Source organism: Saccharomonospora amisosensis (assembly GCF_011761185.1).
GTDB classification, from domain to species: Bacteria; Actinomycetota; Actinomycetes; order Mycobacteriales; family Pseudonocardiaceae; genus Saccharomonospora_A; species Saccharomonospora_A amisosensis.
In genome coordinates, this window is the sequence record NZ_JAAOYM010000001.1 from 22,050 (window position 1) to 48,671 (window position 26,622).

Annotated in this window: 19 protein-coding genes and 5 pseudogenes; 10 read left to right on the plus strand and 14 right to left on the minus strand. The window is 67.0% G+C overall.

The annotated features are described in order from the left end of the window. Positions 1 to 50: 50 nt before the first annotated feature. The 3 genes from FHU38_RS00110 to FHU38_RS00120 are packed head-to-tail and all read left to right on the plus strand — an operon-like array spanning position 51 to position 3,578. Complete coding sequence (locus FHU38_RS00110) at positions 51 to 1,481, plus strand: aldehyde dehydrogenase family protein (protein ID WP_313886625.1); 1,431 nt, start codon at positions 51 to 53, stop codon at positions 1,479 to 1,481. Positions 1,482 to 1,527: 46 nt separating this feature from the next. Further along, entirely contained in the window at positions 1,528 to 1,935 is a 408-nt protein-coding gene (locus FHU38_RS00115; protein ID WP_167165515.1) for an SCP2 sterol-binding domain-containing protein, read from the plus strand. An 11-nt stretch (positions 1,936 to 1,946) separates the two neighbouring features. Further along, positions 1,947 to 3,578, plus strand: a complete 1,632-nt coding sequence (locus tag FHU38_RS00120; RefSeq protein ID WP_167165517.1) for a long-chain fatty acid--CoA ligase — start codon at positions 1,947 to 1,949, stop codon at positions 3,576 to 3,578. Positions 3,579 to 4,099: 521 nt separating this feature from the next. Here FHU38_RS00120 and FHU38_RS27060 read toward each other — a convergent pair. The 4 genes and pseudogenes from FHU38_RS27060 to FHU38_RS00140 form a co-directional block, all read right to left on the minus strand. Next, the gene (locus tag FHU38_RS27060; protein WP_112276304.1) at positions 4,100 to 4,489 is read right to left on the minus strand and encodes a hypothetical protein; all 390 of its coding nucleotides are present in this window, start codon (positions 4,487 to 4,489) and stop codon (positions 4,100 to 4,102) included. A gap of 34 nt (positions 4,490 to 4,523) precedes the next feature. Continuing rightward, positions 4,524 to 5,106: pseudogene (locus tag FHU38_RS28075) on the minus strand (CoA transferase); the annotation flags it as partial. Between the two features lie 39 nt (positions 5,107 to 5,145). Further along, positions 5,146 to 5,469 carry an enoyl-CoA hydratase/isomerase family protein gene (locus FHU38_RS00135; protein WP_167165521.1) on the minus strand — a complete coding sequence of 108 codons (324 nt, stop codon included), beginning with the start codon at positions 5,467 to 5,469 and terminating at the stop codon, positions 5,146 to 5,148. A 373-nt stretch (positions 5,470 to 5,842) separates the two neighbouring features. Next, positions 5,843 to 6,973: pseudogene (locus FHU38_RS00140) on the minus strand (IS701 family transposase). 84 nt (positions 6,974 to 7,057) lie between these two features. On the opposite strand from FHU38_RS00140, the pseudogene FHU38_RS26845 reads away from it, so the two are divergent. Beyond that, positions 7,058 to 7,417: pseudogene (locus FHU38_RS26845) on the plus strand (IS5 family transposase); the annotation flags it as partial. A gap of 115 nt (positions 7,418 to 7,532) precedes the next feature. Here FHU38_RS26845 and istB read toward each other — a convergent pair. The 4 genes and pseudogenes from istB to FHU38_RS00165 form a co-directional block, all read right to left on the minus strand. Next, on the minus strand, positions 7,533 to 8,345 hold the full coding sequence (gene istB / locus FHU38_RS00150; RefSeq protein WP_009156904.1) for an IS21-like element helper ATPase IstB: 813 nt from the start codon (positions 8,343 to 8,345) through the stop codon (positions 7,533 to 7,535). Continuing rightward, positions 8,342 to 9,241, minus strand: a pseudogene (locus tag FHU38_RS00155) (Mu transposase domain-containing protein); the annotation flags it as partial. The pseudogene FHU38_RS00155 and the gene istB, both read right to left, overlap by 4 nt. 20 nt (positions 9,242 to 9,261) lie before the next feature. Continuing rightward, positions 9,262 to 10,524: an IS110 family RNA-guided transposase gene (locus FHU38_RS00160; protein ID WP_040925900.1), complete on the minus strand. Its 1,263-nt coding sequence runs from the start codon at positions 10,522 to 10,524 to the stop codon at positions 9,262 to 9,264. 367 nt (positions 10,525 to 10,891) lie between these two features. After that, positions 10,892 to 11,256, minus strand: a pseudogene (locus FHU38_RS00165) (helix-turn-helix domain-containing protein); the annotation flags it as partial. A gap of 142 nt (positions 11,257 to 11,398) precedes the next feature. Here FHU38_RS00165 and FHU38_RS00170 point away from each other — a divergent pair. Beyond that, a protein-coding gene (locus FHU38_RS00170) for an IS5 family transposase (RefSeq protein WP_167165523.1) occupies positions 11,399 to 12,207 on the plus strand; the annotation gives its coding sequence in 2 pieces (ribosomal slippage) (positions 11,399 to 11,729 and positions 11,729 to 12,207; 810 coding nt in all). A gap of 89 nt (positions 12,208 to 12,296) precedes the next feature. After that, complete coding sequence (locus tag FHU38_RS00175; protein WP_009156901.1) at positions 12,297 to 13,940, plus strand: flavin-containing monooxygenase; 1,644 nt, start codon at positions 12,297 to 12,299, stop codon at positions 13,938 to 13,940. A gap of 152 nt (positions 13,941 to 14,092) precedes the next feature. Here FHU38_RS00175 and FHU38_RS27860 read toward each other — a convergent pair whose 3' ends face one another. Next, positions 14,093 to 15,757: a sigma-54-dependent Fis family transcriptional regulator gene (locus FHU38_RS27860; RefSeq protein ID WP_198285912.1), complete on the minus strand. Its 1,665-nt coding sequence runs from the start codon at positions 15,755 to 15,757 to the stop codon at positions 14,093 to 14,095. 303 nt (positions 15,758 to 16,060) lie between these two features. On the opposite strand from FHU38_RS27860, the gene FHU38_RS00185 reads away from it, so the two are divergent. Together FHU38_RS00185 and FHU38_RS00190 are read left to right on the plus strand one after the other, a co-directional pair. Then, positions 16,061 to 17,122 (plus strand): alpha/beta fold hydrolase, encoded by a 1,062-nt coding sequence (locus FHU38_RS00185; protein WP_009156899.1) that lies wholly within the window; start codon positions 16,061 to 16,063, stop codon positions 17,120 to 17,122. Positions 17,123 to 17,174: 52 nt separating this feature from the next. Beyond that, on the plus strand, positions 17,175 to 17,501 hold the full coding sequence (locus tag FHU38_RS00190) for an EthD family reductase (protein WP_009156898.1): 327 nt from the start codon (positions 17,175 to 17,177) through the stop codon (positions 17,499 to 17,501). Between the two features lie 244 nt (positions 17,502 to 17,745). Here FHU38_RS00190 and FHU38_RS00195 read toward each other — a convergent pair whose 3' ends face one another. Both FHU38_RS00195 and FHU38_RS00200 read right to left on the minus strand, forming a co-directional pair. Continuing rightward, positions 17,746 to 19,302: an acyl-CoA synthetase gene (locus FHU38_RS00195; protein WP_167165525.1), complete on the minus strand. Its 1,557-nt coding sequence runs from the start codon at positions 19,300 to 19,302 to the stop codon at positions 17,746 to 17,748. Positions 19,303 to 19,562: 260 nt separating this feature from the next. Further along, positions 19,563 to 21,164, minus strand: a complete 1,602-nt coding sequence (locus FHU38_RS00200; RefSeq protein ID WP_167165527.1) for an AMP-binding protein — start codon at positions 21,162 to 21,164, stop codon at positions 19,563 to 19,565. A 209-nt stretch (positions 21,165 to 21,373) separates the two neighbouring features. Between FHU38_RS00200 and FHU38_RS27610 the strand changes: the two genes are divergently transcribed. Both FHU38_RS27610 and FHU38_RS00205 read left to right on the plus strand, forming a co-directional pair. After that, positions 21,374 to 21,508: a hypothetical protein gene (locus tag FHU38_RS27610; RefSeq protein WP_269726577.1), complete on the plus strand. Its 135-nt coding sequence runs from the start codon at positions 21,374 to 21,376 to the stop codon at positions 21,506 to 21,508. A 1,449-nt stretch (positions 21,509 to 22,957) separates the two neighbouring features. Next, complete coding sequence (locus FHU38_RS00205) at positions 22,958 to 23,548, plus strand: TetR/AcrR family transcriptional regulator (RefSeq protein ID WP_009156892.1); 591 nt, start codon at positions 22,958 to 22,960, stop codon at positions 23,546 to 23,548. 464 nt (positions 23,549 to 24,012) lie between these two features. Here the strand turns inward: FHU38_RS00205 and FHU38_RS00210 are convergent, their stop codons facing one another. Genes FHU38_RS00210 through FHU38_RS00220 form a run of 3 tightly spaced genes read right to left on the minus strand, consistent with a single transcriptional unit; the run spans position 24,013 to position 26,512 of the window. After that, positions 24,013 to 25,011 (minus strand): FAS1-like dehydratase domain-containing protein, encoded by a 999-nt coding sequence (locus FHU38_RS00210; protein ID WP_009156891.1) that lies wholly within the window; start codon positions 25,009 to 25,011, stop codon positions 24,013 to 24,015. Continuing rightward, entirely contained in the window at positions 25,008 to 25,418 is a 411-nt protein-coding gene (locus FHU38_RS00215; protein WP_009156890.1) for a Zn-ribbon domain-containing OB-fold protein, read from the minus strand. The genes FHU38_RS00210 and FHU38_RS00215 overlap by 4 nt, the downstream gene beginning before the upstream one ends. Then, positions 25,415 to 26,512 carry a thiolase family protein gene (locus FHU38_RS00220; protein WP_198285911.1) on the minus strand — a complete coding sequence of 366 codons (1,098 nt, stop codon included), beginning with the start codon at positions 26,510 to 26,512 and terminating at the stop codon, positions 25,415 to 25,417. The genes FHU38_RS00215 and FHU38_RS00220 overlap by 4 nt, the downstream gene beginning before the upstream one ends. Between the last annotated feature and the right edge of the window lie 110 nt (positions 26,513 to 26,622).

The following is a 26,622-nucleotide window of genomic DNA, read 5'->3' on the forward strand; positions in this document are numbered from 1 at the left end:
ACGTTCCGGAATCCGTGCAGCGATTTCTCAGCAGCGCTTCGGACAGCATCGTGGTCGGCGCGGAGCGGCGAGGTGCGACCGGGAACGGCCAGATCACGACTGAGGACCCCGCCACCGGTACGACGTTGACCAGCATCGCGGCCGGCGGCAAGCTCGACGTCGACGAGGCGGTGGCTTCCGCACAGTCGACCTTCGGAGAATGGCGAGCGATGAGCGCGGCAGCCCGCGGACATGTGCTGCTTGACATCGCGACGATGCTGGATGCTCATGCCGAGGAATTGGCGACGCTCGAAACCTTGGACAACGGAAAGCCATTCACCGAGTCGCTGTACGTCGACGTCGCGCTCGCGGCCCAGGTGTGGCGCTACTATGGTGGCTGGACGACGAAGCTGACCGGGCAAACCGTGCCGGTCTCTCCGCCGGTGGGGGAGGCCCTTGTCTATACGCGACGGGAACCCCTCGGCGTTGTTGGCGCGATCGTGCCCTGGAACTTCCCGTTGCTCATCGCATCCTGGAAGGTGGCACCGGCGCTGGCGGCTGGGAACACCGTCGTCCTCAAGCCGTCCGAGTTCACCTCGTTGAGCGCCCTGCGTATGGTAGAGCTAGCGCTTGAGGCAGGGCTGCCCCCCGGCGCGATGAACCTGGTCACCGGCTACGGGCCGGAGGCCGGACAGGCACTGATCGATCACCCCAGCGTCGCCAAGATCTCGTTCACCGGTTCGACGGACACCGGCAGGCGCATCGTCACCGCGAGCGCGCCACATCTGAAGAAGTTGACGCTCGAACTGGGCGGGAAGTCGGCGAACATCGTCTTCCCGGACGCCGACCTTGCCGCCGCGGCACAAGGCGCGCTGACCGGGATCTTCATGAACCAAGGGCAGGTGTGCTGCGCCGGATCACGGCTGTTCGTGCATCGCGACGTTCACGACGAGCTGGTACAGGAGCTGGCTTCGGCGGCGAAAGCGATCCAACTGGGTCATGGACTGGCCGACGACACCGAGATGGGCCCGCTCATCTCGCCGAAACAGCTGGAGCGCGTGCAGGGGTATGTCGAGTCGGGGCTGCGCGAAGGCGCGACGCTGGTGTGCGGTGGTGACCGCCCGAATGGTGTACTGGCTAACGGCAATTTCCTGAGCCCGACCGTGTTCACCCAGGTCCGCGACGACATGTCCATCGCGGCTGAGGAAATCTTCGGGCCGGTGCTGTCGGTGCTGTCGTTTGACGACGAGAACGAGGCGGTTCGGCGTGCCAACGCGAGCGCCTACGGATTGGCCGCGGGCGTGTGGACCAACGACGTGAGGCGGGCCCACCGCGTCGCAGCGGAATTGGATGCGGGCACGGTATGGGTGAACATGTACAACATGATCGACCCCGCCGCGCCCTTCGGCGGTTTCAAGGCGTCCGGCTACGGACGCGATCTCGGCGAGGAAGCGTTGCTCGGCTACACACAGACGAAGTCTGTGTGGCTGAACCTCGACTGATCCCAAGAGCCAAGCAGAGGCTCACACCACAAGAAAGGAAATCGCAATGGGCGTGTTCAAGGACGAGGCGGAAGTTCACAAGTACATCGGAGGGGTCTTCGAGAAGGGGCTCGCCGATCCCAAGATCGGCCCAAAACTGTCGGGCTCAGGGGTGATCCTGCAGATCACGTACACCGACCCCGACGCGGTCGTCACGGTCGACATGCCGAACGGCAAAGTGTACGCGGGCGCCAGCGATCTGAAACCAGTAGTGGAACTGTTCATGACCGCCGACGACGGAAACCGGTTCTGGCTCGGCGAACTCAACCTCGCGACCGCGCTGGCGAAGGGCAAGGTCCGCGCTAAGGGACCGACTTCGAAGGTCCTGAAACTTGTGCCCGCCGCGAAGTCACTGTTCCCGACATATCGTGAGATGCTGGAAGCGGACGGTCGACAGGACCTGCTTGCGGCATAACGGAGGTCACCATGCTCAGCACCATGCAGACAACACCGCTGACGGTGTCCTCGATCCTGCGGCACGTGGTGCAGAACCACAGCGATCGTGAAGTCCTCACGGCTACCGGTGACGGCGTCAGGCGGGTTTCCTACCGCGAACTGGGCGAGCGGTGTGGCAAGCTCGCGAACGCGTTGCGTCGCCTCGGTGTCGCCGACGACGACCGGGTCGCGACGTTCCAATGGAACAACCAGGAGCACCTGGAGGCCTATGCGGCGATCCCATCAATGGGCGCCGTGCTACACACCCTCAACATCCGGCTGTCGCCCGAACAGATTCGGTTCATCGCCACACACGCCGAAGACCGGGCGGTCATCGTTGACTCGTCGCTCATCCCACTGCTGGCTAAGGTTCTCCCCAGCCTCGACACCGTGCGGTTCGTGCTCGTGACCGGAGAAGGTGACATCACCTCCTTGGAGGGATGCGGCAAGGACGTGCTGCGTTACGAGGATGTATTGGCTGGCGAGTCGTCCGAGTTTCCCTGGCTGGACGGTGACGAGAACGCGGCGGCGGCGATGTGCTACACGAGTGGCACGACCGGCGATCCCAAAGGCGTCGTGTACAGCCACCGGTCGATGTACCTGCACTCGATGGCCGCGTGTTCCGGGAACGCATTCGGCATCGCGGAACCTGATCGAGTGCTTCCGGTGGTTCCGATGTTCCACGCCAACGCATGGGGCCTGCCTTACGCGGCGTTGATGGCTGGCGCGGACCTGCTGCTACCTGACCGATTCCTGCAGGCAGAACCTCTGGCGGACATCATCCAGGCGCAGCGCCCGACGCTTGCCGGCGCTGTGCCCACCATTTGGAATGATCTTTTGCACTATGTCGATCGAAACCCGGACATTGACCTCTCCTCGTTGCGCCTGGTCGCTTGCGGTGGTTCGGCGGTGCCGAGAGCGTTGATGGAGTCGTTCGAGCGGAGGTTCGGCGTCACGATCGTGCAGGCATGGGGCATGACCGAGACTTCGCCGCTTGGCGCAATCGCGACGCCCCCGGCCGCCGCCGAAGGGGAAGACCGAATGCGGTACCGGGCCACTCAAGGACGGCCAGTTTGCGGCGTCGAACTCAGGCTGGTGGACGACGACGACAGGGTGCTCCCGCGCGACGGCAAGGCGGTCGGCGAGTTGGAGGTGCGTGGTCCGTGGGTTACCGGGTCGTACTATCGTGTCGAAGCCGAGGACAGGTTCCACGACGGCTGGCTGCGAACCGGCGATGTCGGGAACATCAGCCCGGACGGGTTCCTCACCCTAACCGACCGGGCCAAGGACGTCATCAAGTCCGGTGGCGAGTGGATCTCCTCGGTTGAGCTGGAAAATCTGCTTATGGGCCATCCCGACGTCGTCGAGGCAGCGGTCATCGCCGTATCCGACCCCAAGTGGCAGGAGCGACCCCTTGCCGCCGTGGTGCTTCGAGACGGCACTGAGACGACTGCCGACCAGCTGCGGTCGTGGTTGGCCGACAAGGTTCCGAAGTGGTGGCTGCCGGAACGATGGGCATTCGTTGACCAGGTCCCGCGCACGAGCGTCGGCAAGTTCGACAAGAAGGCTCTACGCCGTATCCACTCGGATGGCAGGCTGGCGGTGAACGAAGTATACGAATAGCTTCGTTCGTCATCAGGAGCAGTGTCGATGGTTCCGGCTGCGGCTGGCGGAGCTCACCAACGATGAGGTGTGAGCTACCTGTCGGCATGTCACCGGGCATCGACCATGAGACCCCGACCGTGGCGCGAAGTAGCACCGAGGATTGATATCCAGTAGCGTCAACCCAAGCAGAGAGCCGAGTTACAGCCGCTCGCCCCGCACTGCCCGGGTGCGCCGCGCCGACATACGGAGGCGCGGCGCACGACCCTGGACCGCCCAGGTGTCCCCCACGACTGCGACACGTAACCCGACCTGAAGTATGACACGCGACAGCTCCTTCAGCGGGAACGGGGGCACAGCCACCGCTTGCTGGCTGCACCGCGATCTGCCAGGAGTGGCGCTCGACGTGGTGCGCGGTGTGGTCGCGTGGTGGTTGATCCGTCGAGCCGGTCCCGAGCGGACCAATAGTCATCGAACCAGTTCGCGACGTACCGGATGCCTTCGCTAATCCGTTCCTGGTTCCTGGCAACGCGGAATCCACATCAGACTCCCTTCCACGTCGGCGCGGAGTTCCGTAGCTGTCCCATGGCTTCACCGTCGCGTCGTACCGGGAACACGACGTGCCGTTCTCCGTCCAACGTCCGCACCCAGGTCGCTGTTCTCGGCCACCTCGGTGAGCGCGCGGACCGGGCTGACCGGTGCGTCGGTTCCGGCGAACAGCACGAGCCGGGTGTCCGGTCGCGGGTGGCGAATGTGCGGTGCAGCAGCGCGTGTAGCTCGTCGCCATGTCGCAGCTGGTTCCCCAGGCCTGGGAACCGCGTGTCGGCGAACGCAGGCTCGATGGTCGCGAGCACCGCGCGGGTCGGCGCCCAGAACCGCTCGTCGACGGCGCCGAGGGCGAGCCAGCGCCCCGTCGGCGGTCGCGGAGACATCGTTGGTGGGGTAGAGGTGGCGCCGGTCGTCCGCGCCGCGCTCCAGCGGTGGGCCGCCGCGCGCGGCGGCCCACGCGGTCATCACGTCGGTCATGCTCACGTCGAGGTGGCAGCCTAGGCTGGTATGGGGCCCGTTCGTACAGGGCCGACAAGATCGCGATGAGGCGAAGCACGACGAGCCGAGGTCGGCCATCGGCACGCCTCGGCGTGGTTCCTGGCCCCAGCGCCCGCTGAACGACAGTGTGCCGGATGCAGCGAGGTAGTTGATGTCGTGGCCGGGCAGTTGCTCGCCGCGGCTGCCGTAGCCGGAGATGGAGCGGTACACGATGCCGGGATGATCTCGGCGACGCGTTCGTGCCGACGCCGAGCTCGTTCATCACGCCCGGTCGGAAGCCCTCGACGAGCACGTCGTGCTCCCGCGCCAAGTCGAGGAACTCGGCCTGGCCTGCCAGGGTCTTGAGGTCGATGACCACGCCGTGTTTGTTGCGGTTTGCCGCGGCGAATAGCTCACCGCGGATCAGCCGGCCGCCGTCCCTGCCCGGCGGCTCCACCTTGGTCACCTCGGCACCGAGGTCGCCGAGCACCTGCGCCGCCCACGGTCCCGGCAGCAGTTGGGATGCGCGTCGAACACTCGGACCCCGTCCAGTACGCCGCGCTTACCCATGCTTCTCCATAAGCACCACGCGGTTGACCAGTCCGGCCGCAGCCGCGGTAGGAGCCGGGAACCGTTCACCGGGCATCAGTAGTTCAGCCGCGCGGGTTGGGCCCAGACTGCGGGTGAGAAACCAGGCCAACCCGCCGTCGGGCGCCATCCCGCGTTGGGGGAACGGGGCCGCGGAGAAGGCGTCTTCGGCGGTGACGACGACGTCACAGCAGCGCACCAGGCTCCAGGCGACGCCGACCGCGAAGCCCTCCACCGCGGCGATCGTGGGCATCGACAGGCGCGCCAGCCTGGTGAGGGTGCGGTCCCCGACAGACAACCTGGCGGATGGGGCGCCGATGCCTTCGCCTCGGGACGGGGAGGTTTCACGTCCCCGCCCGCCGAGAAACAGCCTGCGGCTCCGGTGAGCACCAGTGCGCGGATCGTGCTGTCCTCACTGACCTCCGACAGGGCCGCGTCCAGCTCCGCCCAGGTCTGCCAGCCGATCGCATGTTCCGTCGGCACCATTTGATCGACTAGTACTGCAACGGCACTTATTAGCGGGTGGCCGCGTCGGCGGTAGTGGCTGGTGCGGGCTTGGTGTTGGCGTTGTCGGCGCCAGCGTGACCAGCGCCAGACACGTTCGGCGGTGTGTAGGGGTAGCAGGACCAGTTTGATCAGTAGGCGGCGGATCTCGGGTAGGGTGTAGGCGATCATGTCTTCGGCGCCGACGCCGATTCCCCTTTTATCGCAAGAGCTTTGGTTGCTGCGAGCCAGGCCAGAGCGAGCATGGACAGGGTGATGTGGGCATACCAAGCCCGCCAGCTCCGAGCCTGGTAGTGATCAAGTCCGGCTTCGTTTTTGGCTTGTTGGAAGCATTCTTCGATCCGCCAGCGGCTTCCGGCGACCCAGGCCAGGTCCACCATGGTGGCTCGGCGGGAGCCGTAGCATTAGTAGGCGATCTCGTTGGGATCGCTGATCGAGCGGCGTGCCAGCAGCCAGTGACCCCGGCCGGTCGCCAGTCGATGCGGATCGGGATCTGTGCCCAGTCGTAGTCGCGGGGACCGTGCGCCCCGGTGCCCACCGACAACCGGCGCCAAGCCTGCGCCGGCAGCGAGGCGATCAACTCATCCGCACGCTGCTCGCCGCCGTCGGTGGTGATGAGGGTGTCGCTGCAGCGCAGCGCCAGCACGTGCCAGGCGTCGTGGTCTTCCAGCCAGACCCGCAGGTACTTGGCCTGTCCGTAGGCTTCGTCCGCGGTGACCCAGGAAAACGGCACACCCAGCGTCGAAAGCGCGGGCCAGCATGGCCATCAACTGCCGCGGCTTGGTCGCGAAGCCGACCTCGTCGGGGATACCGGCGGCTCGGCAGCGTTCCCGGTCCTCGGTCCACGAGGTGGGCAGGTACAGCTCCCGGTCGATCAGCGCATGCCCACGATCCGAGGCATACGCCAGAAACGTGCCGATCTGACAGTTCTCTATGCGCCCAGCCGTGCCCGAGTACTGCCGCTGCACCCCGGCCGAGCGAGTGCCCTTCTTCAGAAACCCCGTCTCGTCCTTGATCAGCACACCCTGTCGATCGCCCAAGTGCTCGATGACGTAGTCACGAACATCGTCACGGACACCGTCGACGTCCCAGTCCGCACGACGCAGCAACCGTTGCATACCGTCCGGCGACACCTCACCGGCATGTTCGGCCAGCGTCCACCCATTCTTGCGTTCCAGCCCCGCGACCAGGCCCGGGACATACTCCCGGACCCTAGCCCGCGGCTCCGACCGCGCGAACCGTCCCGTGATCCGCTCATGCACACGCTCAAGCTCCGCCACCACAAGATCGACAACCACGGGCACCATGATCCACTACGGATCAGGCAAGTGCCGTTGCAGTACTAGGGCGTGTCCTGTAAATGATCTAGCTGCGGATGGGGTTTGATCTTGTTCGTGGTTGGTCGGGGTGAGTTGACGGATCGGGCCTGGGCGCGGATTGAGCCGTTGCTGCCGGCGGTGTCGGGGCCGGGGCGGCGGTGGCGGGATCACCGGCAGGTGATCAATGCGATTCTGCGAAAGCTTCGGACCGGCGCGCCCTGGCGTGATCTGCCCGAACGGTATGGGCCGTGGAAGACCGCCCGTGAGCGGCTGCGGTTGTGGACCAAGGACGGTACCTGGCAGCGGATTCTGGATGAGGTGATCGTCAAAGACGACGCTGTCGGGGACGTGGAGTGGGTCATCAGTGTCGATTCCTCGGTGGTCCGGGCTCACCAGCATGCTGCGGGAGCCCGAAAAAGGGGGGCTGCACGCCTGCCATCGAGGCGATCGCGGTCGACGGCGAAGGACTCGGACGTTCCTGTCAACGGACGCAGAAAACTGACCCCGTGCGGTTCCGGGAAAGTTGACCCCCTTGGGGTTAGTCGTGTTTGGCGCGGTTGTCTTTGGCGAGTAGTTCGCGGCGTTGCCGTGTGCGGTAGGAGTCGCCGGTGAGGGTGAGGACCTCGGCGTGGTGGACGAGCCGGTCGATCATGGCGGCGGCGACGACGTCGTCGGAGAACGTTTCGCCCCAGCGTCCGAAGGGCAGGTTTGAGGTAACCATGATCGAGCCTTGTTCGTAGCGGGAGGCGACGAGCTGGAAGAACAGGTTGGCTGCGTCCTGGTCGAAGGGGATGTAGCCGACCTCGTCGACGATGATCAGTTTGTAGCGACGGATCTTCTTCAGCTCGGCCTCCAGTTGGCCGGCGTGGTGGGCGGCGGACAGCCTGGCGATCCAGTTGCTGGCGGTGTCGAACAGCACCGAGTAGCCGGCGTGGCAGGCCTTGACGCCCAGTCCGATGGCCAGGTGTGTCTTGCCGATGCCGGGCGGGCCCAGCAGGATGACGTTCTCGGCCTTGGCGACGAAGGTGGTGGTGGCCAGGTGCGCGAGCACGTCGCGGCGCAGCGACGGCAGGTGGTCGAGGTTGAAGTCCTCCAGGGTTTTGACCTGCGGGAAGTGCGCGGTGCGGATGCGCATGATGGTGCCTTTGGACTCCCGGTCGGCGACCTGGCGCTGCAGGAGCGCGGCGAGGTACTCCTCGTGCGACCAGTTCTCGTCGCGGGCCTGGGCGGCCAGTTCTTCCCAGAACGCGCCGATGGTGGGTGTCTTCAGCACCCGGGTGAGGTAGGCGATCATCGAGGGCAGGCCGTCCTTCGGCCCGGCGACGGGTGCCGCCGTGGTGGTTGTGGTCACTCGTTCCTCGCTTTCGTCACTGGTGCGGACGGGTTGAAGTCGACGCCGAACAGGGCGTCGTAGTCCGGCAGGGCCCGCAGCATGACGGCGTGGCCGTCGGCATGGTGGCGGGTAGCTGCCTGACGTCGTTGCCGATCCTCGGCCAGTGCCTGGCGCATCTGCTGCGCGGTGGCGGCGTGGCCCGGGTCGGTGACCACGCCGTGTTTGGCCCAGGACCGCTCGTGGCGGGCCACGACCTGCCCGTCACAGACCACCGTCACTTCCCGCAGGGAGGCGGTCACGTCCACGAACCGGCCGATGCACCGCGGATCGACGGAGTAGTCAACGGTGTCGACACGCACGTGGTAGTCACGCGGCAGCCGCACTCGATGGGTCAGGCCGATCGGTGGGGCGACCGGTGGCAGCGGCAGCATCGCTTGGTAGTCCACCTCCAGCAGATCCACCGGGCGTCCCTGGATCGAGCGCACGGTGCGGGTGTTGGCCCGGGCCAGCCACTCGGTGAGCTGCTCGTTGAAGTCCGCTGGCGAGCCGAACGTCCGGCCGGGCAGGAACGAGGTCTCCAGGAATCCGTTGTGGCGCTCCACCATGCCCTTGAACTCCGGATCACGCGGCGGCGCCAACCGGATCTGGGTGGCCAGCGTGCCGGCGAACGCCGCTGCCGGTGTGCTGACCCGCCCGCCACCACCGATCGCGGACTCCCGGTCCCACAACAGCGTCTTGGTCACCCGGCCGATCCCGCAGATCAGCGCCCACATCCCCGAGAGGATGTCGCCGGCCTGCCGGGACGGGATCATCGTCGCGGCCATGAACCGGGAAAACGCCAGCGTCATCACCAGCACCGGCAGCATCCGCTGCTGGCCCGGCCCGACCGGGATCCGCGGCGCGGGAAACCACAGACCTCCGATTTGGCTATTTGTCAAGTGGCTATGGGTTCACGCGGTGCGCTGTCTGGATGCCCGAAGGCCTTGATTGGGTCGTAGGTCTGGTCGGTCTGTAGGCAGTGGTAGAGCTGGCCCAGTATCTTATTGAACAGGTGACGGACCGCGGGTGCGTGTGCGTCGCCGTGGTCCCGTCGGCGTCGGTAGTGCTGTTGCGCAGGTCCCGGGAGAACGACGAGGGTGGTGCCCCAAACCCAGCCGACCGCAGCGAGTCGGTCGTTCTTGACGCGTCTGTGCGTAATCGCAATGGCCTTGCCGGACGCCCGGGTGACCGGAGCGGATCCGGCGTAGGCCTTCAACGCACGGGCGTCGCCGAATCGGGTGCGGTCATCGCCGAGTTCGGCGAGAATGCGGGCTCCGGTGAGATCGGCCAGACCAGGGAAGCTTGTGATGATGGCGTGGTCCGGGTGTTTGCGGAACTCTTCGGCCGAGGCCTGCTCCAGGTCGTTGGCGCCGGTGCAGGCGGTATCGAGCATCGCGAGCAAGACCAATGCCTGGCGCCCCATCGCCTTCTCCACCAGAGCCGGTTGCCGCAGGCCAGGCTTCCGCAGCTTGTCGACGATCGTGGCGGCGAGCTGCTCGACGCCCCGGCGACGGCCCGCCCGACGCAATGCCGCTGCCACTCGTGCCTTGGTTACCTTCATGGCCTGAGCCGGCGTCGGGGCGATGGCAAGCACCGCTCGCGCCTCGGGCTTGGCGAGGTTGGTAGCGGACTTGGCTGCGAAGGCGTCAAGCATCGCGGGGTAGTACTCGCGCAGCAACGATCGCAGTTCGTTGCCGGCCCTGATGCGCCGCCAGACCGCGTCTTGCTGTGCGCGAGCGAGCACCGCGACGGCCTGGGCGAGCTCACTGTCGGCCGGAAGACGGCGGTGCAGGTGTGCATCGACGCGCAGGATGTTCGCCAAGGTCATGGCGTCAGCGTGGTCGGACTTGGCGCGAGCGACGGTGTAGCGTTCGCGGTAGCGAGCCACGGCCATCGGGTTGATCGCGAAAACGGGCCGACCCGTCGCGCGTAGCGCAGCGACCAACAGGCCCCGTGGTGTTTCGATTGCGACGGGAATCGGGTCCTCGTCCGTGTCTCCGACACCGGCGAGCAGTTGGATCAGCTCGGTCAGACCGCCAGGGTCGTCGCCGATCCGCTTCTTGCATAGCAGCGTGCCCTCGTTATCGATGACCGCGATGTCGTGATGGCCCTCGGCCCAGTCGATCCCACAGTACCGGTTCAATCCGTCCCTCCACATCAGGTGTTGTTCGGTTGGTCCGAAATCCAGGCGAGAACGCGCAGCGACCTACTTACGAGCCTCACGGGCTTGCCTCCGATGAGCTGTTCGCGATCCCAGCGCACCAGCACGGCGCCGGTCTACGTCAGAACTCGAAACTCGCGAATGACGAGGCGTCGGATCGTGCGGGCGGCTCGAACCACGAACATTCCACCCGGTCGCGGCGGCCGGACCCCGGAAGACACACCGGAATCCGGCCGCCGCAGGCTGCTGCCCGACCGCCCACGGCCTGTGGTGAGGACTACTGGCCCAATCGCACTCAGGGGTCTACGAGCAGCAAGCCATCGTTCCAGACCACGTGACCAGTGGCCGGTTCGCGGATAAGTAGATCGCACTGCGCGAGCTCGCCGGGCTGGTACTCAGTCCGGCTGGCCGGGTCCAGTGGGGTGAACAGCGGCCGCAGTTCCGCACCCGGTCCTTGAGCACCGTCAGCGACCTGGCCCAGCCGATCCGTTCCGCGATCACGGTCGCCGGCATGGTCGGCCACTGCGCCAGCAGCGCCCGGATCTGCGGCTCGACCGCGTCCACGATCGAGCCCTTAGCCAGCCGATGATACTGCGGGGGCGCGGCGGCCGCCAGCGCCCGCCGCACGGTGTTCCTGCTGACACCGAGCTGACGGACGATCGCCTTGATCGGCATCCCTTCAGCCCGGTGAAGACGGCGGATCTCCGCCCAGTCCTCCACGTTGAGCACTCCCTACTGTCAACGGGGGTCCGTTTTCACCCGTCGGTAGGGGTCAGTTTTCACGCGTCGCCGACAGCACCCAAGCCCGCCAACACATCCAGACCGGGATGAAAAGGGCTCACTGATGATCTTGGTTTGAGGTGATGTTGGTGTGGCTGCGCCGTGGATCGTGTCGGACGAGTTGTGGTCGCGGATCGAGCCGTTGCTGCCGGTGCGTCCTGCTGGCAGGACGGGGCCGAAGCCGCTGCCGGATCGGCAGGTGCTGCAGGGCATCTTGTTCGTGCTCTACACCGGCATCGGGTGGGAGGACTTGCCGCAGGAGCTGGGCTTCGGCTCAGGCATGACCTGCTGGCGGCGATTGCGGGACTGGCAAGACGCCGGGGTGTTCGACCGGCTGCACGAGGTGTTGCTGACCGAACTGAACGCGGCCGCCGTGATCGACTGGTCCCGGGCGTGTGTGGACGCCTCGCACGTGCGCGCGAAAAAGGGGGCCTGGATACCGGGCCGAGCCCGGTCGATCGGGCCAAGACCGGCTCCAAGCACCATGTGATCTGCGACGGCGGCGGCATCCCGCTGGCGGTGCGTCTCACCGGCGGCAACCGCAACGACGTGACCCAGCTTCTGCCGCTGGTCGAGGCCATCCCGCCGGTACGGGGACGGCGAGGCAGGCCCCGCCGCAGACCCGACGTCCTCGTGGCCGACCGGGGCTACGACTACGACACGTATCGCGAGGCGCTGCGGCGGCGAGGGATCCGCCCGTTGATCAGCCGACGCGGCACCCGCGACAGCAACCAGGCCGTGCGCTGGGTCGTCGAACAGACACTGGCGCTGCTGCACCAGTTCCGCCGCCTGGCCACCCGGTGGGAACGCCGCACCGACATCCACCACGGCCTCCTCACCCTCGCCACCAGCATCATCTGCTGGCGCCGACTCCCCAACCGAATACGTCAGGAGCTCTAAGCTAAGTGTTCGATTTTGGGACAGTGCGGTCGCGGGGGACAGGTTGACGATGGCGGCGGTTGTGACGCGTAGCACTAGGAGGTGGACTCATGACGGCCGCGACTGACACCGCCCCAGAGGTTGGGCAGGGCCAGGCGGACATCGTGCTCGACGTGGTGGTGCTTGGCGCTGGGGTGGCTGGCTTGTATCAGCTGCACCAGTTGCGTGAGCAGGGCCTGCGGGTGCGGGCCTACGAAGCGGGTTCCGACGTGGGTGGAACCTGGTACTGGAACCGCTACCCGGGCGCTCGTTTCGACAGCGAGGCTTACATTTACCAGTACCTGTTCTCGGAGGCACTGTACAAGGAGTGGAGCTGGAGTCAGCGGTTCCCGGACCAGCCTGAGGTGGAGCGGTGGATGCACTACGTCGCCGATCGGCTCGACCTGCGCCGGGACATCCAGTTCTCCACCACGGTCACCAGCGCGCACTTCGACGAGGACCGTGGGCGTTGGCTCGTGGGCACCGACCGTGGCGAGACGATCGACACCCAGTTTTTCGTCGCCTGTGGAGGCATGCTGTCCGCGCCGCTGGAGAACGTCTTCGAGGGACAGGACCGCTTCCGCGGACCGGTGTATCACACGTCCCGCTGGCCGAAGGACGGTGTCGAGCTGGCGGGCAAGCGGGTCGGTGTGGTCGGTATCGGCGCGACCGGCATCCAGGTGATCCAGACGATCGCCGCCGAGGTCGAGCACCTCACCGTGTTCGCACGTACGCCGCAGTACGTGCTGCCGATGAAGAATCCGGACTACGGGCCGTCTGAGCAGGCTTGGTACAAGAGCCGGTTCGAGGAGTTGCGGGCCACACTGCCGCACACGTTCAGCGGGTTCGAGTACGACTTTGAGCACGAGTGGGCCGCGTACGCGCCTCAGCGGCGCCGGGAGATCCTCGAGGAGATCTATCAGGACGGGTCGCTGAAGCTGTGGCTGGCCAGCTTCGGGGAGATGTTCTTCGATGAACAGGTCAGCGAGGAGGTCTCCGAGTTCGTCCGGGAGAAGATGCGCGAACGCCTCAAGGACCAGCGGCTGATCGACATTCTGGTGCCCACCGACTACGGGTTCGGCACCCACCGCGTCCCGCTGGAGCAGGGCTATCTCGAGGTCTACCACCGCGACAACGTCACGCTGGTCGGGGTCCGGGACAACCCGATCGCTCGAATCACCCCTGATGGCATCCAGCTCACCGACGGCACTGTCCACGAGCTGGATGTGATCATTCTGGCGACCGGTTTCGACGCGGGCACCGGGGCTCTCACCCGAGTCGATATCCGCGGCCGGGACGGCCGGTCGCTGGCCGAGGACTGGGGGCGGGACATCCGCACCACGATGGGCCTGATGGTGCACGGCTACCCCAACATGCTCACCACCGCGGTGCCGATGGCCCCGTCAGCGGCCCTGTGCAACATGACGACCTGCCTGCAGCAGCAGACAGAGTGGATCACCGACGTCATCCGACACATGAAGGCGCAAGGCAAGTCGGTGATCGAGCCGACCCAGGAGGGCGAGGACGCCTGGGTGGCCCACCACGAGGAGATCGCGAGCGCGACGCTCGTGCCGAAGACCCACTCGTGGTACATGGGCTCGAATGTGCCGGGCAAGCCACGCCGTCTGCTGTCCTACATCGGCGGTGTGGGCACCTACCGCGAGAAGTGTGACGAGGAGGCTGCCGGGGGCTATCCGTCCTTCCGGATGACCTGAAACGACCAGGCGCCGTCAGGCAGAGCGTTCATACTGGTCCACGGGTCGTGAGTGTTGCGAGTGGCGAGAACAACCACTCGCAACACTCACGACTAGACATCCGCCGGTCGCGGCACAACCGAGTGCCGGACAGCGCGGTACGGCGAGGGGCCTCAGATCGTGATGCCGTACTGGCGGATCTTGCGGTAGAGCGTGGAACGGGCGATGCCGAGTGCCTTGGTGGCTGCCACCCGGTTGCCGCCGGTCTCGCGCAACGCGGTGACGATGGCGTCGCGTTCGGTCTCGTCCACCGGGCGCAGCGAGCTACGCGGCACACTCTGACAGAACGCGGGAAGGTCGGCGGCCTCGATAACACCCACCGGCCGCCGTGCGAGCGCGGCAGACAGGACTCGTTTGAGCTGCCGGACGTTGCCCGGCCAGTCATAGCCGCCGAGTACGCGCATGGAGTCGCGGGACATGCAGGTATCGCGATGCGGCGCGAGGTCGGTCAGCAACGCCTCCACCAGGCCAGGCAGATCGGACCGGCGATGGCGCAGCGCGGGCACGATCGCCGAGGCGCCGAAGGCGGCCAGCAGCCGTTGGTAGGACGCATGCTCGACGATCGCCTCCGAGGCCATCGCGGCGACCGTCCCCGAGACCCTGCCGGGGGCGCCGTCGGGCGCGGGGCCCAACGCATCGGCGAGCCTGCCGAGGGACTTGGCGGGCAGCCGGTCGATGTCTCTGAGCACGTACAGCGTCGGCCCAGATGCCGGCTCCCGGAGGCGAGCGCAGATCTGCGACGGTGACGCCGCGACCTCGTCGGCGGTCAGCGCGATGACCTGTCCCGAGCCGGAGACGAGCCGATGCACCTCGGCCAGCAGGGTGCAGCGGCCGGTCCCGGGTTCGCCGAGGACCAGGACCGGGGTTCCGGCACGGATCGCGGTCTCGACGGTGGCCGCCGCCGCACGCCATGCCGGCGACCGGCTCTCCAGCATCCCGTGGCGCGGGGTGTCGACCGTGGTGGAACGCGGCCGGCCGTTCTCGATCATCACTGGGGTGGGGCGCGGGAGATCGGGCTGGGCCGAGACGACGGCGACCATGCCCGCGATGTCACCGCCCAACTCGACCCTGGCGCCGCGCAGGCGGACGCAGGTGCCCGAGGGCAGTTCGACCTCGTCGTCCACAGTCGCGTGTCGCGGCATGACAAACCGGACGTGATCCTGCAGCACCTCCTGGTCACGCGCGTCGAGAAGGTCCCGCAGCGGTGAGTTGCCCAGCACCGTCCGCCGGCCGACGGCCAGCACGGCCTGCCTGCTGCGCATCTCCACCCGCGAGTAGGCGTCGAACAGCGCCTGCTGCGCCTGGTCGCGGTCTGTCAGCAGGTTGCGCTCGATCTGTCGTGCGGCGGAGCGGACCAGCGAGTGCATCAGCGGCGTGGAGTGCTCGCTCATGCAGCTCAGGTCGAGCACGCCCTCGATCCGTCCGGTGAACGGGTCACGCACCGGCGCGCCCGCGCACGCGAAGGCCTGCAGCGACTCCACGAAGTGCTCGGCGCCCACCACGTGCATCGACTCGCCGAACTCCAGCACCGTGCCGACGCCGTTGGTGCCGACCACCCCTTCGGCGTAGTCGAAGCCCTGCGCGAAGTACACCCGATCAAGCATGCGCGCGATCCAGCAGTTGCTGTCCCGGCGGCTGACCAGGCGGGCACGTTCGTCGGTGAGCGCCACGCTGATCGGGAGGTCGGCGATCTGTTTGGAAAGTTGATCCAGTACGGGCTGTGCGCAGCGGACGAGACGAGCGTCGAAGTCGAGCTCTGGAGAGTAGGGGGGAGCCACCTCGTGTGGAGGAACTCCTTGGTCAACGCTGCGCCGCCAAGATGCGGCCACGCGATCTGGGACTCCGCGCAGTGCGAGGTCTGCGTTCTCGATCAAGTCTGCGCGGGCCGCCGCAAGCAGGAGCCGCTGATCCGCGAGTTCGCCCATCGGTCCACCACCTCCTTGTGGCATCACACACAGAGCGAGCCCTACCATCATGACCCGGAAGTCAAGGCCGTGACGTGTCCCAATTTCGGACACTTCGCGAGCCCGCGACACGTGCACAGTGGGGCGCACGCCAGTGACGAAACGGGAGGGCCAACGATGATCGACAACCCGTACTACACCCACGAATTCCACGGCGACTACGAGCTGATCAGCATCGGCCGGCTCGACCTCGAGGAGGGTGGCTCGATTCCCGACTGTCAGCTCGCGGTCGCGACCTTCGGCACGCTCAACGAGGCCAAGGACAACGCCATTCTGGTCACCACCTGGTACTCCGGCACCCACCAGGTGTGGCGGGAGAACTACATCGGAACAGACCACGCACTGAATCCGGACGAGTACTTCATCGTCGTCATCGACCAGATCGGCAGCGGGCTCTCCACCAGCCCGCACAACGCCTCGGGCGCCAACGCGGAGCTCACGATGTCGAAGTTCCCCCGCGTGCGAATCGGCGACGACGTCGTCGCCCAGGAGCGTCTGCTTCGCGAGCACTTCGGCATCGAGAGGCTGCAACTGGTCGTCGGCGGCTCGATGGGCGCTCAGCAGACCTACGAATGGGCCGTCCGGTTTCCGGACAAGGTCAGGCGGGCCGCGCCGATCGCGGGCACCGCGCAGAACACGCCGCATGACTTCCTGTTCGCCCAGGTGCTGTGCGAGGCGATCACCTCGGACCCCGGGTTCAACGGGGGCGAGTACGCGTCGAACGCCGACGTGGTCGAGGGGCTGAAACGGCACGCCCGCATCTGGGCGGTGATGGGTTTCTCCACCGAGTTCTGGAAGCAGGAGGTGTGGCGCGCTCTGGAGTTCCACACTAAGGAGGAGTTCCTCGAGGGCTTCCTGGAGCCGTACTTCACCGCCATGGATCCGAACGACCTGCTGTGTATGGCGTGGAAATGGCAACACGGCGACGTCGCCCGCAACGCCGAAGGTGACCTGGCCGCCGCGCTCGGCCGGATCACCGCGCCCATGTTCGTGATGCCGATTAACGAGGACATGTTCTTCCCCGTGCGCGACTGCCGCGCCGAGCAGGAAATGGTCAAAGGCAGCGAACTACGGGTGATCGACGACGTACTCGGGCACCTCGCACTGTTCGCCGTCGCCCCCACCTACATGCCCCAGGTCGACCGACACCTCGGTGAACTATTGGCTCGCCCGGCCTAAACAAAACCTCCGGAGTAGGTGCAGAACAGCCGAAGAATCGGAAGGACCTACGATGTATCGCTTGATCGTGTGTTACGGGCACCCCGATAGCCGAACCGCCTTCGACCAGTATTACCACTCTACCCACCGGCCCTTGGCCGATAAAATCCCCGGAGTGCGGCAGTGGCATGCCGGCAAGTGTACGACCCCGGACGGATCCAAGCCGCCGTACTACCTGGTCGCCGAGCTCGTCTTCGACTCGAAACATGCTATGGAGGCCGGGCTCGCTTCCCCAGAGGGGCAAGCCGCCGCCGCGGACATCGACAATTTCGCAACAGGTGGCGTGACCATGCTCATCACCGACGACTGGACCACGGCCGACTCACGTGAAAGTCGTTGAGATCGCCTGAGGGACGTTGCCGGATGGATTTGTCAGGCAAAACGCCGGCGCTCGGATTGATCTCCCCGCATCGCACGCCGACGTCGAGACCGCCTGACTGTCACCACGTGTGTCGCTCGCGACGGGTGCCCGCTGCTACCTCGGTGACTCCACACTGGACGCGAGCGCCGCAAGCCTCGGTAGTGCGAGAGTTTTGGTCGTCGGGGCGACCCGTTTCGCACGATGTTCGACCGGGGGCTTCCGGTCAGCGGACCACGACGCCGTCTGTCACACCGGCGTACTTCTCCCGCAGCACGGTCTTGAGTAGTTTGCCGGTGGCGTTGCGCGGCAGGGCGTCGACGAAGTGCACCTCGCGCGGGCACTTGAAGTGCGCCAGTCGTTCGCGGCACCAGGTGACGAGTTCTTCCGACCCCGGGTCCGGCCCGGCCCCGGGGTCGGGTACGACGACGGCCACCACTCGCTCGCCCCATCGCGGATCGGGACCGCCGACCACTGCGGCGTCGGCGACCTTGGGGTGCTTGAACAACACCTGCTCGACCTCGATGGGATAGACGTTCTCACCACCGGAGATGATCATGTCTTTCTTCCGGTCGACAAGGGTGATGTAGCCTTCCTCGTCCATTCGCCCGAGATCACCGGTGTGGAACCAGCCGTTGCGGAAGGCCTCGGCGGTGGCCTCAGGGCGCATCCAGTAGCCAGCGAAGATGTTAGGACCGCGAAGGACCAGTTCGCCGACGGTGTTCGTCGGGACGTCCCGGTCGTCGTCGTCGACGATGCGGGCTTCGACGTGCATCGCGACCCGCCCGATCGACCCGGCCTTGCTCCTCGCGTGGGCCGAGTCGAGTATGGAGACCAACGGCGCGGTCTCGGTCATGCCGAAGCCCTCGATGAACGGGACGCCTCGCTCGTTGAGGAACTCGATCATGGGCAGTGGGCATGGAGCTCCGCCTCCCATGGCCAGTTCGAGGGACGACAGGTCGTAGGAGCCGAAGTTCGGTACCTGAGTGATCGCGACCCACATCGCCGGCACCATGAACTGGACCGTTGCGCGGTGCTCGGCCATGGCCGTGAGCGTGCCGACCGGGTCGAAGTTGGGCAGGATCACATTCGTGCCACCGACGTAGAGCAGCGGCAGTGAGTGCACGCCGAGTCCGCCGATGTGGAACATCGGGGCGACCGTGACCGTCACGTCGCGCGAGGAAAGCGGGTGCTCGGTGCCGAGCACGTTGATCGCGTTCCAGAGCAGGTTGTCGTGAGTGAGCATGGCTCCCTTGGGGCGTCCGGTGGTCCCCGAGGTGTACATCAACATGGCGGTGTCGGTTCCAGCGACGTCCGCCGCAGCGAAGTCCGGCGACGCGCTGGCCAGCAGTTCGTCGTAGGACGGGCCACGTTCGTAGCCGCCTTCGCCCACCTGTACCGCGTGGCGTACCCGCACGCCGGGTTCGGTCAGGGCGCCGCGCACGATGTCGGTGAACTGGCCGCTGAACACGAGCACGTCCGCGCCGGAATCGCCGAGAATGAAACCGACCTCCACGGCGGCCAACCGGACGTTGATCGGCACCATGATCGCGCCGAGCTTCGCGCAGGCCAGCAGCGTCTCGAGGAACTCCACCGAGTTGACCATCAACGCGGCGACCCGGTCGCCCCTGCGCACGCCGAGTCCGGCCAGAGCCGAGGCCAGCTGATCGGTCCGCCGGTCGGCGTCCGCGTAGGTGAAAGTGCGCTCGCCCGCCACGAAAGCGGTATAGTCGCCTTGCAGAAAGGCGCGTTTGGTGACCCAGGCGCCGATTCCTCGGTTCATCGCGTTTCTCCGGTTGGTAGTCGCCCCGCGCGGTACCACGGCGCGGGGCGAGATCCTGGGCGGATCTGTTCATCGGTCATGTCTGGGCTGCCGGGACGGTTCGCGTCGGCCGGCGGGTCGCCACGGTTTGGGAACGCCACACTCGGGAACCGGCGCGTCGCCGCCGAAGGTCTCGGTCGAGCATGGTCACCGGCCGGGCGGAGACCCCTATCGGTTGGGTGCGGGCTCGCTGTCTCGGTCACGTCGAACACGACCCCGCACTAGTCGTTGCGGAAGTGGTCCCGGTACTGATAGCGCAGGACGTTCTTTTGGATCTTTCCAGTGGCGGTGCGGGGCATCTCGTCGACGAACACGACGGCCTTGGGCACCTTGAACCCGGGCAGTCTGCCGCGGGCGGCGGCGAGCACGTCCTCCTCGCTTAGATCACTGCCTGGCTTGCGGGTCACGACCACCGTGATCGCCTCCGACCACCGTTCGTGCGGCAGTCCGACCGCGACGACCTCCTGGATGCGGGGTTCGGCCTCGTAGAGCACCTTCTCCACCTCGATGGACGCGACGTTCTCCCCGCCGGTCTTGATGACATCCTTCTTGCGGTCGGCGAACCACAGCAGGCCGTCCGCGTCGAACCGGCCGACGTCGCCGGAATGGAACCAACCATGGGCGAACGCCTCGGCCGTGGCTTCGGGGTTGCGCAAGTAGCCCTCCATGGCGTGCGGGCCACGGTAGACGATCTCGCCCGTTTCGCCCTGAGATAGCAGGTTACCGCCGTCGTCCATGATGCCGACCTGCACGTTGGGTACCGGTAGTCCGACCGAACCGGCGTGGGACAGCTGGTATTCGGGGGGAAAGACCGTGGTGATCGGGTTCATCTCGGTCTGGCCGAAGCCGAGGGCGAACTCACAGCCGAACGCCTTCATCGCCCGGCGAAGGTCGGTGTCGGGCATCGGTGCCATGGCGTAGATCGCCAAGCGCAGTGTGGAGAGATCGCGTTTGTCTATGTCGTCGTGGTCCAGCATCGCCCGGTACATCATGGGCAGCGCGAAGATCTCGGTGAGGCGTTCGGACTCGATGGTGGCCAGCAACTCCGCCGGATCGAAGGCGCGCAGTAGTACCGCGGTTCCACCCATGTAGAACAAGCCCGTGGTGAAGCCGTTGAGTTGCGCGGTGTGGAACAGCGGCATCATCACCCCGGCGCGCTCCCGCTCGCCGATGCCAAGGACCAGCGGGGCGTTCAGTGATTCGAGATAGACCGCGAGATGGCTGCTCACCACGCCTTTGGGGGCCGAGGTGGTGCCGCTGGTGTACAAGTAGCTGATCGGGTCGCGATCCTCGACGAAGCACTCCGGCTCCGCGTCGCCTTCCGCGCCAACGAAGTCGTCGAACTCGCGCCAGGACGCCGAGCCCGAGGCTTCCCACGCCGCACCGGTGCCGTGGGCAACGACCACGTCGGTCACGACGCTGTCGTCGAGCTGGTCCAGCGCGGCCGACACCAGGCCGGCAAGCTGGCTTTCCACGACGACGCCCCGGGACCGGGAGTGATCGAGCACGTAGGCGGTTTCCCGTGGGCCCCAAGCAAGATTGACCGGCACACAGACGACACCGGTCTTGGCGCACGCGTAGTAGGTCAGCAGGAACTCCGTGCTGTTTCCGCTGACCAGGGCCAGCACCTCGCCGCGCCGGTATCCGTTCCGCAGCAGCGCGTTCGCCAGCCGGTTCACCGCCGCGTTGAACTCGCGGTAGGACAGCCGGCGTGGCCCGTCCACGACCGCCTCGTGGTCGGGGCGCCGCCAGGCGGTGCGGGTGAGCATGTCGCCGACATTCACCCGGGTCACCAAATTCCGCTGGAGATCTTGCTCGGTCATCGATTGGCTCTCCTTCTCGACACGCTCCGCGACGCGGCGGACCGGATGACTTGGCCGAGGTGGCGACTGACGTGCGCCAGTTGTGAATCGTTCGTTGGGTGAGGCCCGCGACATCGTGGCCGCTCGTCGCGTGCCCACGAACTGTTCACCACACGCGTGCCGAGGTCGTCGGCCCGCAGGTGGTTCAGCCGCCCGGGCCCAGGGTGCGTGTGAGCGCCAGGACCGTCGACGGACGGCTGGTCGTGTGGGAGGCTCCAGGTCGCGCGCACGACGAGGCCGCCGGCTGTGACGGGTTCCCGTCGGCGCGCGGCGGGCGGGTGATGGTGCTCGACCGTGACGTCTAGGTCGAGGTCCACGTTACCCATCGTTGCCCTCGTTTCGCCGTTGATAACCGGGCTGACATAGTTAAAGCTGAATCACTAGGATCCTACTGTTCGAGTGCGGCGTTGTGAAGCTGGTCGCATCGAGGCAGGCCTAGCCGACATGGCCGAACCGGGCGCACGGAGTGCTTCGTACCGTTGTTCAAGCTAGTGAATCGCGAGCGACGCTCAGCAAACGGATGTGGAGGCGAGAGGGACATGCCGACGCCGAGAGGGGCGGATGCCTCGAGCGAGAGGCGTCGGCGGTACACGACCGGGCGCCCCCGCACCCACGATGTCGCCGCGGCCGCCGATCTGCCTCACCGTCGAGGTCGGCCGCTGGCACGGGCGAGCCATGAGACGCCGCTGGATCTGACGTCCGGTCCCAGGGCAGTCGCCCGTCGCCGCGTATCCGTACCGGGACGGCCTGCGGTCGACCCGGCGGAGTCCGACAACGCGGGCGTGTCGGTCCGCCTGCACGCCGGCATGAATCCTCCGCGACCTCGCCGCCCGCTCCGCGACCCGTCACACGATCGACACAGTGATGGGGCATCGGCGATCGAGGTGAGCTACCCACAAAGTGGGCCAGTGGCTTGGTTGACCATCAACCGCCGGAAACCCCGCATCGTGTTGAACGAGGCAGGGCGTGGTTGGCCGTGTGCGGGCGTGTACAGGTTCGACGGTGATGCGAACGTGCTGGTGCTGGCCGGCGTGGGCGGCCGGGCAGTCCGCGCCGGTAGCAGCCGGAAGGAACTGGCCGATACCGCGCTTACCGTGCTACTACTTGACTTCGTGTCCCAGTACGGCGGCGACATCGAGGTGGCCACGCCGACGATCGCCGCCGGGCAACGGCGTCGCGAACCCTGGTGGGTTCGTGCTCGCGCAGTGCTGCGACCTGTGCGTGGCCGCCGACACCGCACGGTTCGCGGTCACCGGGGTCAAGGTCGTCAGGGGTACAAACCGTGGGTCGTGCCGCTGCCCCGGCTTGTTTCGCCGCGCATCGCCATGCGGCTTCTGCTCATCTGCGACCCAATTGACGCTGGCCGGGCATACCAGGTTGGACTGCTGAACGCGGTAGCGCCGTCACCCCGACTCGCGGAGAGCGGTGCAACGACCGGCCGAGCGCATCCTCGCGAACGCACCGCCGTCCGTGCTGGCCGCCAGGAGGAACTATGCGTCTGATGGCCGAGTCCCCGCTGGGACGCCTGCGCCACGGCGAGGCAGAGCTGGGAAGCCCGGGGCATCGCTGCCGGGACGCCCAGGAAGAACTCGTGGCCGTCGCGGCCAAGCCCGCTTCAAGAGGAGCGGGGCGCTGATGGGTGCCGCACCCCCGCCTGGGATGCGCGCTGTCGCATTCTCCTGTCTGGCCGCGTGGCGGGAACAAGTTCCCATCGCGACGGCGGCCAAGCAACGGGATGAAGGAAGGGGCTCCAAGTGAGCAGCGAGGCCGAGGCACCACTGCGGACCCGTGATCCCGCGCGCAAGGAACGCATCCTCGCCGCCGCCGCCGACCTGGTAGCCCGCCACGGCTACCACGCCGTGTCCATGGCCGACATCGGCGCCGTGGCCGGCATCACCGGCGCCGGCATCTACCGGCACTTCGACAGCAAGTCTGCCGTGCTGGTGGCGCTGTTCGACCGGGTGATCGACGGGCTGGTGCGTGAAGAGCAGGGCATCGTAGCTGGCACCGCCGACCTTCGGGAAACCCTGGACAAGTTGATTGCCGGCCAGGTCGAATTCGTGGTGCGCGATCGGGAACTGGCCCAGGTCTACCACAACGAGATCCATAATCTTCCCGAGGAAGACCGCCGCCGGCTACGCCGCAAGCAGCGGCTCTACCTCGAAGAGTGGGTACACGTCCTGATGGAGCTGCGCCCGGAACTCACCGATACCGAGGCCCGCACCATCGTGCACGCGGCCATCGGTGCTATCCAGTCGACGCTGTTCCACCGCGTCGGTCTCCCCGAACCGAGGCTGCGCGAACTGCTCGCCGAATGCGCCCGCTCGGTGCTCAACGGCGGCTGACCCCCGGACACAGGCCGTCCTGCGGCAAGCCTCCAGCACAACCAAACCATGGGTCCGGTTCGCCGTGGCCAGTGCGTGGCGCGGCCGCGGGTCGTGCGGTGGCCATGTCGGTCGGTGTCGCCCTCGGCTGGGAACCGGCGCTGGGCCTCCGGTGGCGAATTCGACGACGTACGCGGAGATGTCCACTCCGGACTCGATGCGGCTGGACGCTTGATTCCGTGAAGTTGGTGTTGACGGTCGAACGCAGTGCGGTCGCGTCGGTGGCGTTGGCCTGGCAGCGGGAGGTTTCCGCGGACCTGGACCGGGCCAACGCCGATGGTGGGGTCACCGCCATGGGGCCACGCCTAGAAGTGACTTGGCTGGTGCGTGGTTCCCGGACGGGCGAGCAGGTCGCGTCACGCGGTTTGAGACTACCGCGACCGTTGGCGCGGTAGCGGCAAGCAGGGAGTCGGAGACGAGGTGTGTCATCGGCTGGTCGTGACGTGACCGGGTAGCTGGTCGAGGTTGAAGACGAGGGTGGATCGGGCGGCCAGGCCGTGCTCGGTGTGGCAGTCGATCGCTAGCGTCGCCTGGCGGGGCTGCGCTGTGTCGTCGATGGAGAGCACGCGGCCGTCGGTGCGCAGGGTGTCGCCGGCGCAGACCGGCGCGATCATCTGCAGCCGCCTGCGCGCTAGCCAGGCGTCCGGGCCCGCCCAGGCCTTGCCGACGCGGTCGACGAAGCCGTGGAGAAACATGGTGTTGAGGTAGACGTCGCGGGCGCCCTGTTCTCGCGCGTAGGCCTGGTCGTGGTGGCCGCGGAAGAAGTCGCGGGTGGCCGCGGCGTCGAGCACGCACCGGGTGACTGTCACCGGCATCCGCACCTCGGGGAGAACCTCGACCGCGTCCGCCGGGTCAGCCGCGGCCGGGGCAGCCTGCCGCGTGGGCGGCTTGGCGTCGGAGGCGCGGTAGCGGAAGAGCACGTTGTCGTTGGTGGCGACCAGCGTGCCTTCCTGGTTCCGGCATGCGGACCGTGTGGTGACAAAGTGGCCCACGCCCAGCGCGGTGTGCTTCTCCGCGGAGACGGACTCCACGCGCTCGCTGAAGGTGAGCCGGTCGCCGACTCGCATCGGGGCGAGGAACCGGGTGTCGGTGGAGACGTTGATCAGCGTGGTGCCGGGCAGCGGCACGTCGAGGGCGAGGATCGGCGCGTGCTCCGGTCTGCCCCACGGGTTCCACGGCAGCGGGAACGCCCAGACCATGAGCATTCCGGGCGGCGAGATCAGCGCCCCGTACCGCCTCCCCGCGGCGTCGGCGTCCCAGTGGTTCTCGTCGGCGTCCTCGACGAGGGCGCAGAAGTACGCGATCTGCGCTTCGTTGACCGGAAACGGCGCCTCGGTGGTGACCTCGTGGCCGATCCAGGCCTGCGCTTCGGCGTGCGACCCGGTGACCACGTAGTTGAGCGCGTCGGCGTAGTTGACGGTCATGAGGGTGTCTCCTCCCGCGGCCGGAACTGCGGGATCGCGACGTCTCCGCGTGGTTCGAACGTGACCTGGACCGGGGTGCCAACGCGGACCGTGTCCGGGGCGCAGTCGACGACGTTGGCCATCATCCGAGGTCCTTCCGCCAGTTCGATCACGGCCAGCACGTAGGGTGCGGTGAACGCGGGGGACGGTGGCTGGTGCACGGTCGTGTAGGTCAGCACGATGCCGCGGCCGGAGGGCTCCGCCCATTCGAGGTCGGTGCACCAGCAGTAGGGACACCATGCTCGCGGGTGGTGGTGGAACCTGCGGCACGCGCGGCACCGAGGTAGTGCGAACCGGCCCTCGACGGCCGCACGCCAGTAGGGTGCGGTGTCCTCGTACAGGGTGGGAACGGGTGCGGTGGTGGTCATCGTGCGGTCCTTCCCAGGAGCACGGTGGAGTGGTCGGCCATCATTCCGCCGTAGGTGTGGACCAGGGCGATGTCCGCCTCGACCTGCCGGTCTCCCGCCTGGCCCATCACCTGGCGGGCGCCCTCGATCAGCATCGACATACCGGAGGCGTCTCCAGTGTGTCCGAAGGACAGCAGTCCGCCGTAGGTGTTGACCGGAAGGACCCCGTCCGGCGCGGCCGCACCGTTCAGGTAGAAGTGGCCACCCTTGCCGGGCTCGGCGAGGCCGGTCTCCTCCAACAGCAGGATCGGGTTGATGCTGAAGGCGTCGTAGAGCTGGGCGATGTCCACGTCCGACGGGGCGAGGCCAGCCATGGCGAACGCGGTGCGGGCCGAGACGCCCGCGCCCATGGTGGCGAAGTCGCTGGCGTGGCTGATGTTGCCGTGGTCGTGGTGCTCCCCGAAGCCGAGTAGGTAGGCGGGCTGCTGGGTGAGCTCACGTGCCAGCTCGCCGCGCATCACCAGGAACGCCGCGCCCCCTTCGCACGGCACCGAGCAGTCCAGGAGGTGAAACGGCGAGGCGATCGGCCGTGAGTCGAGAACCTGCTCGATGGTCAGCGGGCCCGCCGGTCGCATCAGCGCGTCAGGGTGGCGCAGCGCCCACTCCCGGCTGGTGACCGCGACCGCGGCCAGCGCTTCCCGCGGGGTGCCCCGCTCAGCCATGTGCCGGGTGGCGGCCAGGGCGTAGAGGGCGGGGATGAAGCTGCCGTAGGGGTACTCGAAGTCCGGGTGGCTGATCATGCGGGCCATCAGGTCGGCACCGCCGGCGCCGACCTTGGGGAACTTGCCCGCGCCCACGCACAACACTGCGTCCGCCAGCCCCGCCCTGATGGCCGTCGCCGCGCGGGTGAGCATGACGGTGTAGGTGGCGCCGCCCACGTTGATCGTTTCGCAGAACCGCGGTCGGATGCCCAGCGCGTCGTTGATCCGCTCGTGGTTGAAGACGTCGGCGCCCTGTCCGCCCGCCATGCCGGCAGGGCAGACCAGCAGCCCGTCCACGGCGTTCGGCCCGATCCCGGAGTTGGTCACGAAGTGGCGCAGGACGAGTTCCTGCATCGCCGCTCCGTCGTAGTCAGGATAGCGCCCGGGCGGAAGCTCTTCGACCGCCGCGATAGCGGGGCTGCCGGACAGTGCTGGTGACCTCATGGTGCGCCTCGCATGTCACC

What these genes read in the sequence shown, in the direction of transcription:
- FHU38_RS00215 (WP_009156890.1), bottom strand. Translation starts at nt 25,418, where the DNA reads ATGACCACCACCGCACCCGTTCCCACCCTGTACGAGGACACCGCACCC.
- FHU38_RS00175 (WP_009156901.1), top strand. Translation starts at nt 12,297, where the DNA reads ATGACGGCCGCGACTGACACCGCCCCAGAGGTTGGGCAGGGCCAGGCG.
- FHU38_RS00190 (WP_009156898.1), top strand. Translation starts at nt 17,175, where the DNA reads ATGTATCGCTTGATCGTGTGTTACGGGCACCCCGATAGCCGAACCGCC.
- FHU38_RS00120 (WP_167165517.1), top strand. Translation starts at nt 1,947, where the DNA reads ATGCTCAGCACCATGCAGACAACACCGCTGACGGTGTCCTCGATCCTG.
- FHU38_RS00220 (WP_198285911.1), bottom strand. Translation starts at nt 26,512, where the DNA reads ATGCAGGAACTCGTCCTGCGCCACTTCGTGACCAACTCCGGGATCGGG.
- FHU38_RS00160 (WP_040925900.1), bottom strand. Translation starts at nt 10,524, where the DNA reads ATGTGGAGGGACGGATTGAACCGGTACTGTGGGATCGACTGGGCCGAG.
- FHU38_RS00195 (WP_167165525.1), bottom strand. Translation starts at nt 19,302, where the DNA reads ATGAACCGAGGAATCGGCGCCTGGGTCACCAAACGCGCCTTTCTGCAA.
- FHU38_RS00200 (WP_167165527.1), bottom strand. Translation starts at nt 21,164, where the DNA reads ATGACCGAGCAAGATCTCCAGCGGAATTTGGTGACCCGGGTGAATGTC.
- FHU38_RS00210 (WP_009156891.1), bottom strand. Translation starts at nt 25,011, where the DNA reads ATGACCGTCAACTACGCCGACGCGCTCAACTACGTGGTCACCGGGTCG.
- FHU38_RS00185 (WP_009156899.1), top strand. Translation starts at nt 16,061, where the DNA reads ATGATCGACAACCCGTACTACACCCACGAATTCCACGGCGACTACGAG.
- FHU38_RS00115 (WP_167165515.1), top strand. Translation starts at nt 1,528, where the DNA reads ATGGGCGTGTTCAAGGACGAGGCGGAAGTTCACAAGTACATCGGAGGG.
- FHU38_RS27060 (WP_112276304.1), bottom strand. Translation starts at nt 4,489, where the DNA reads ATGTCTCCGCGACCGCCGACGGGGCGCTGGCTCGCCCTCGGCGCCGTC.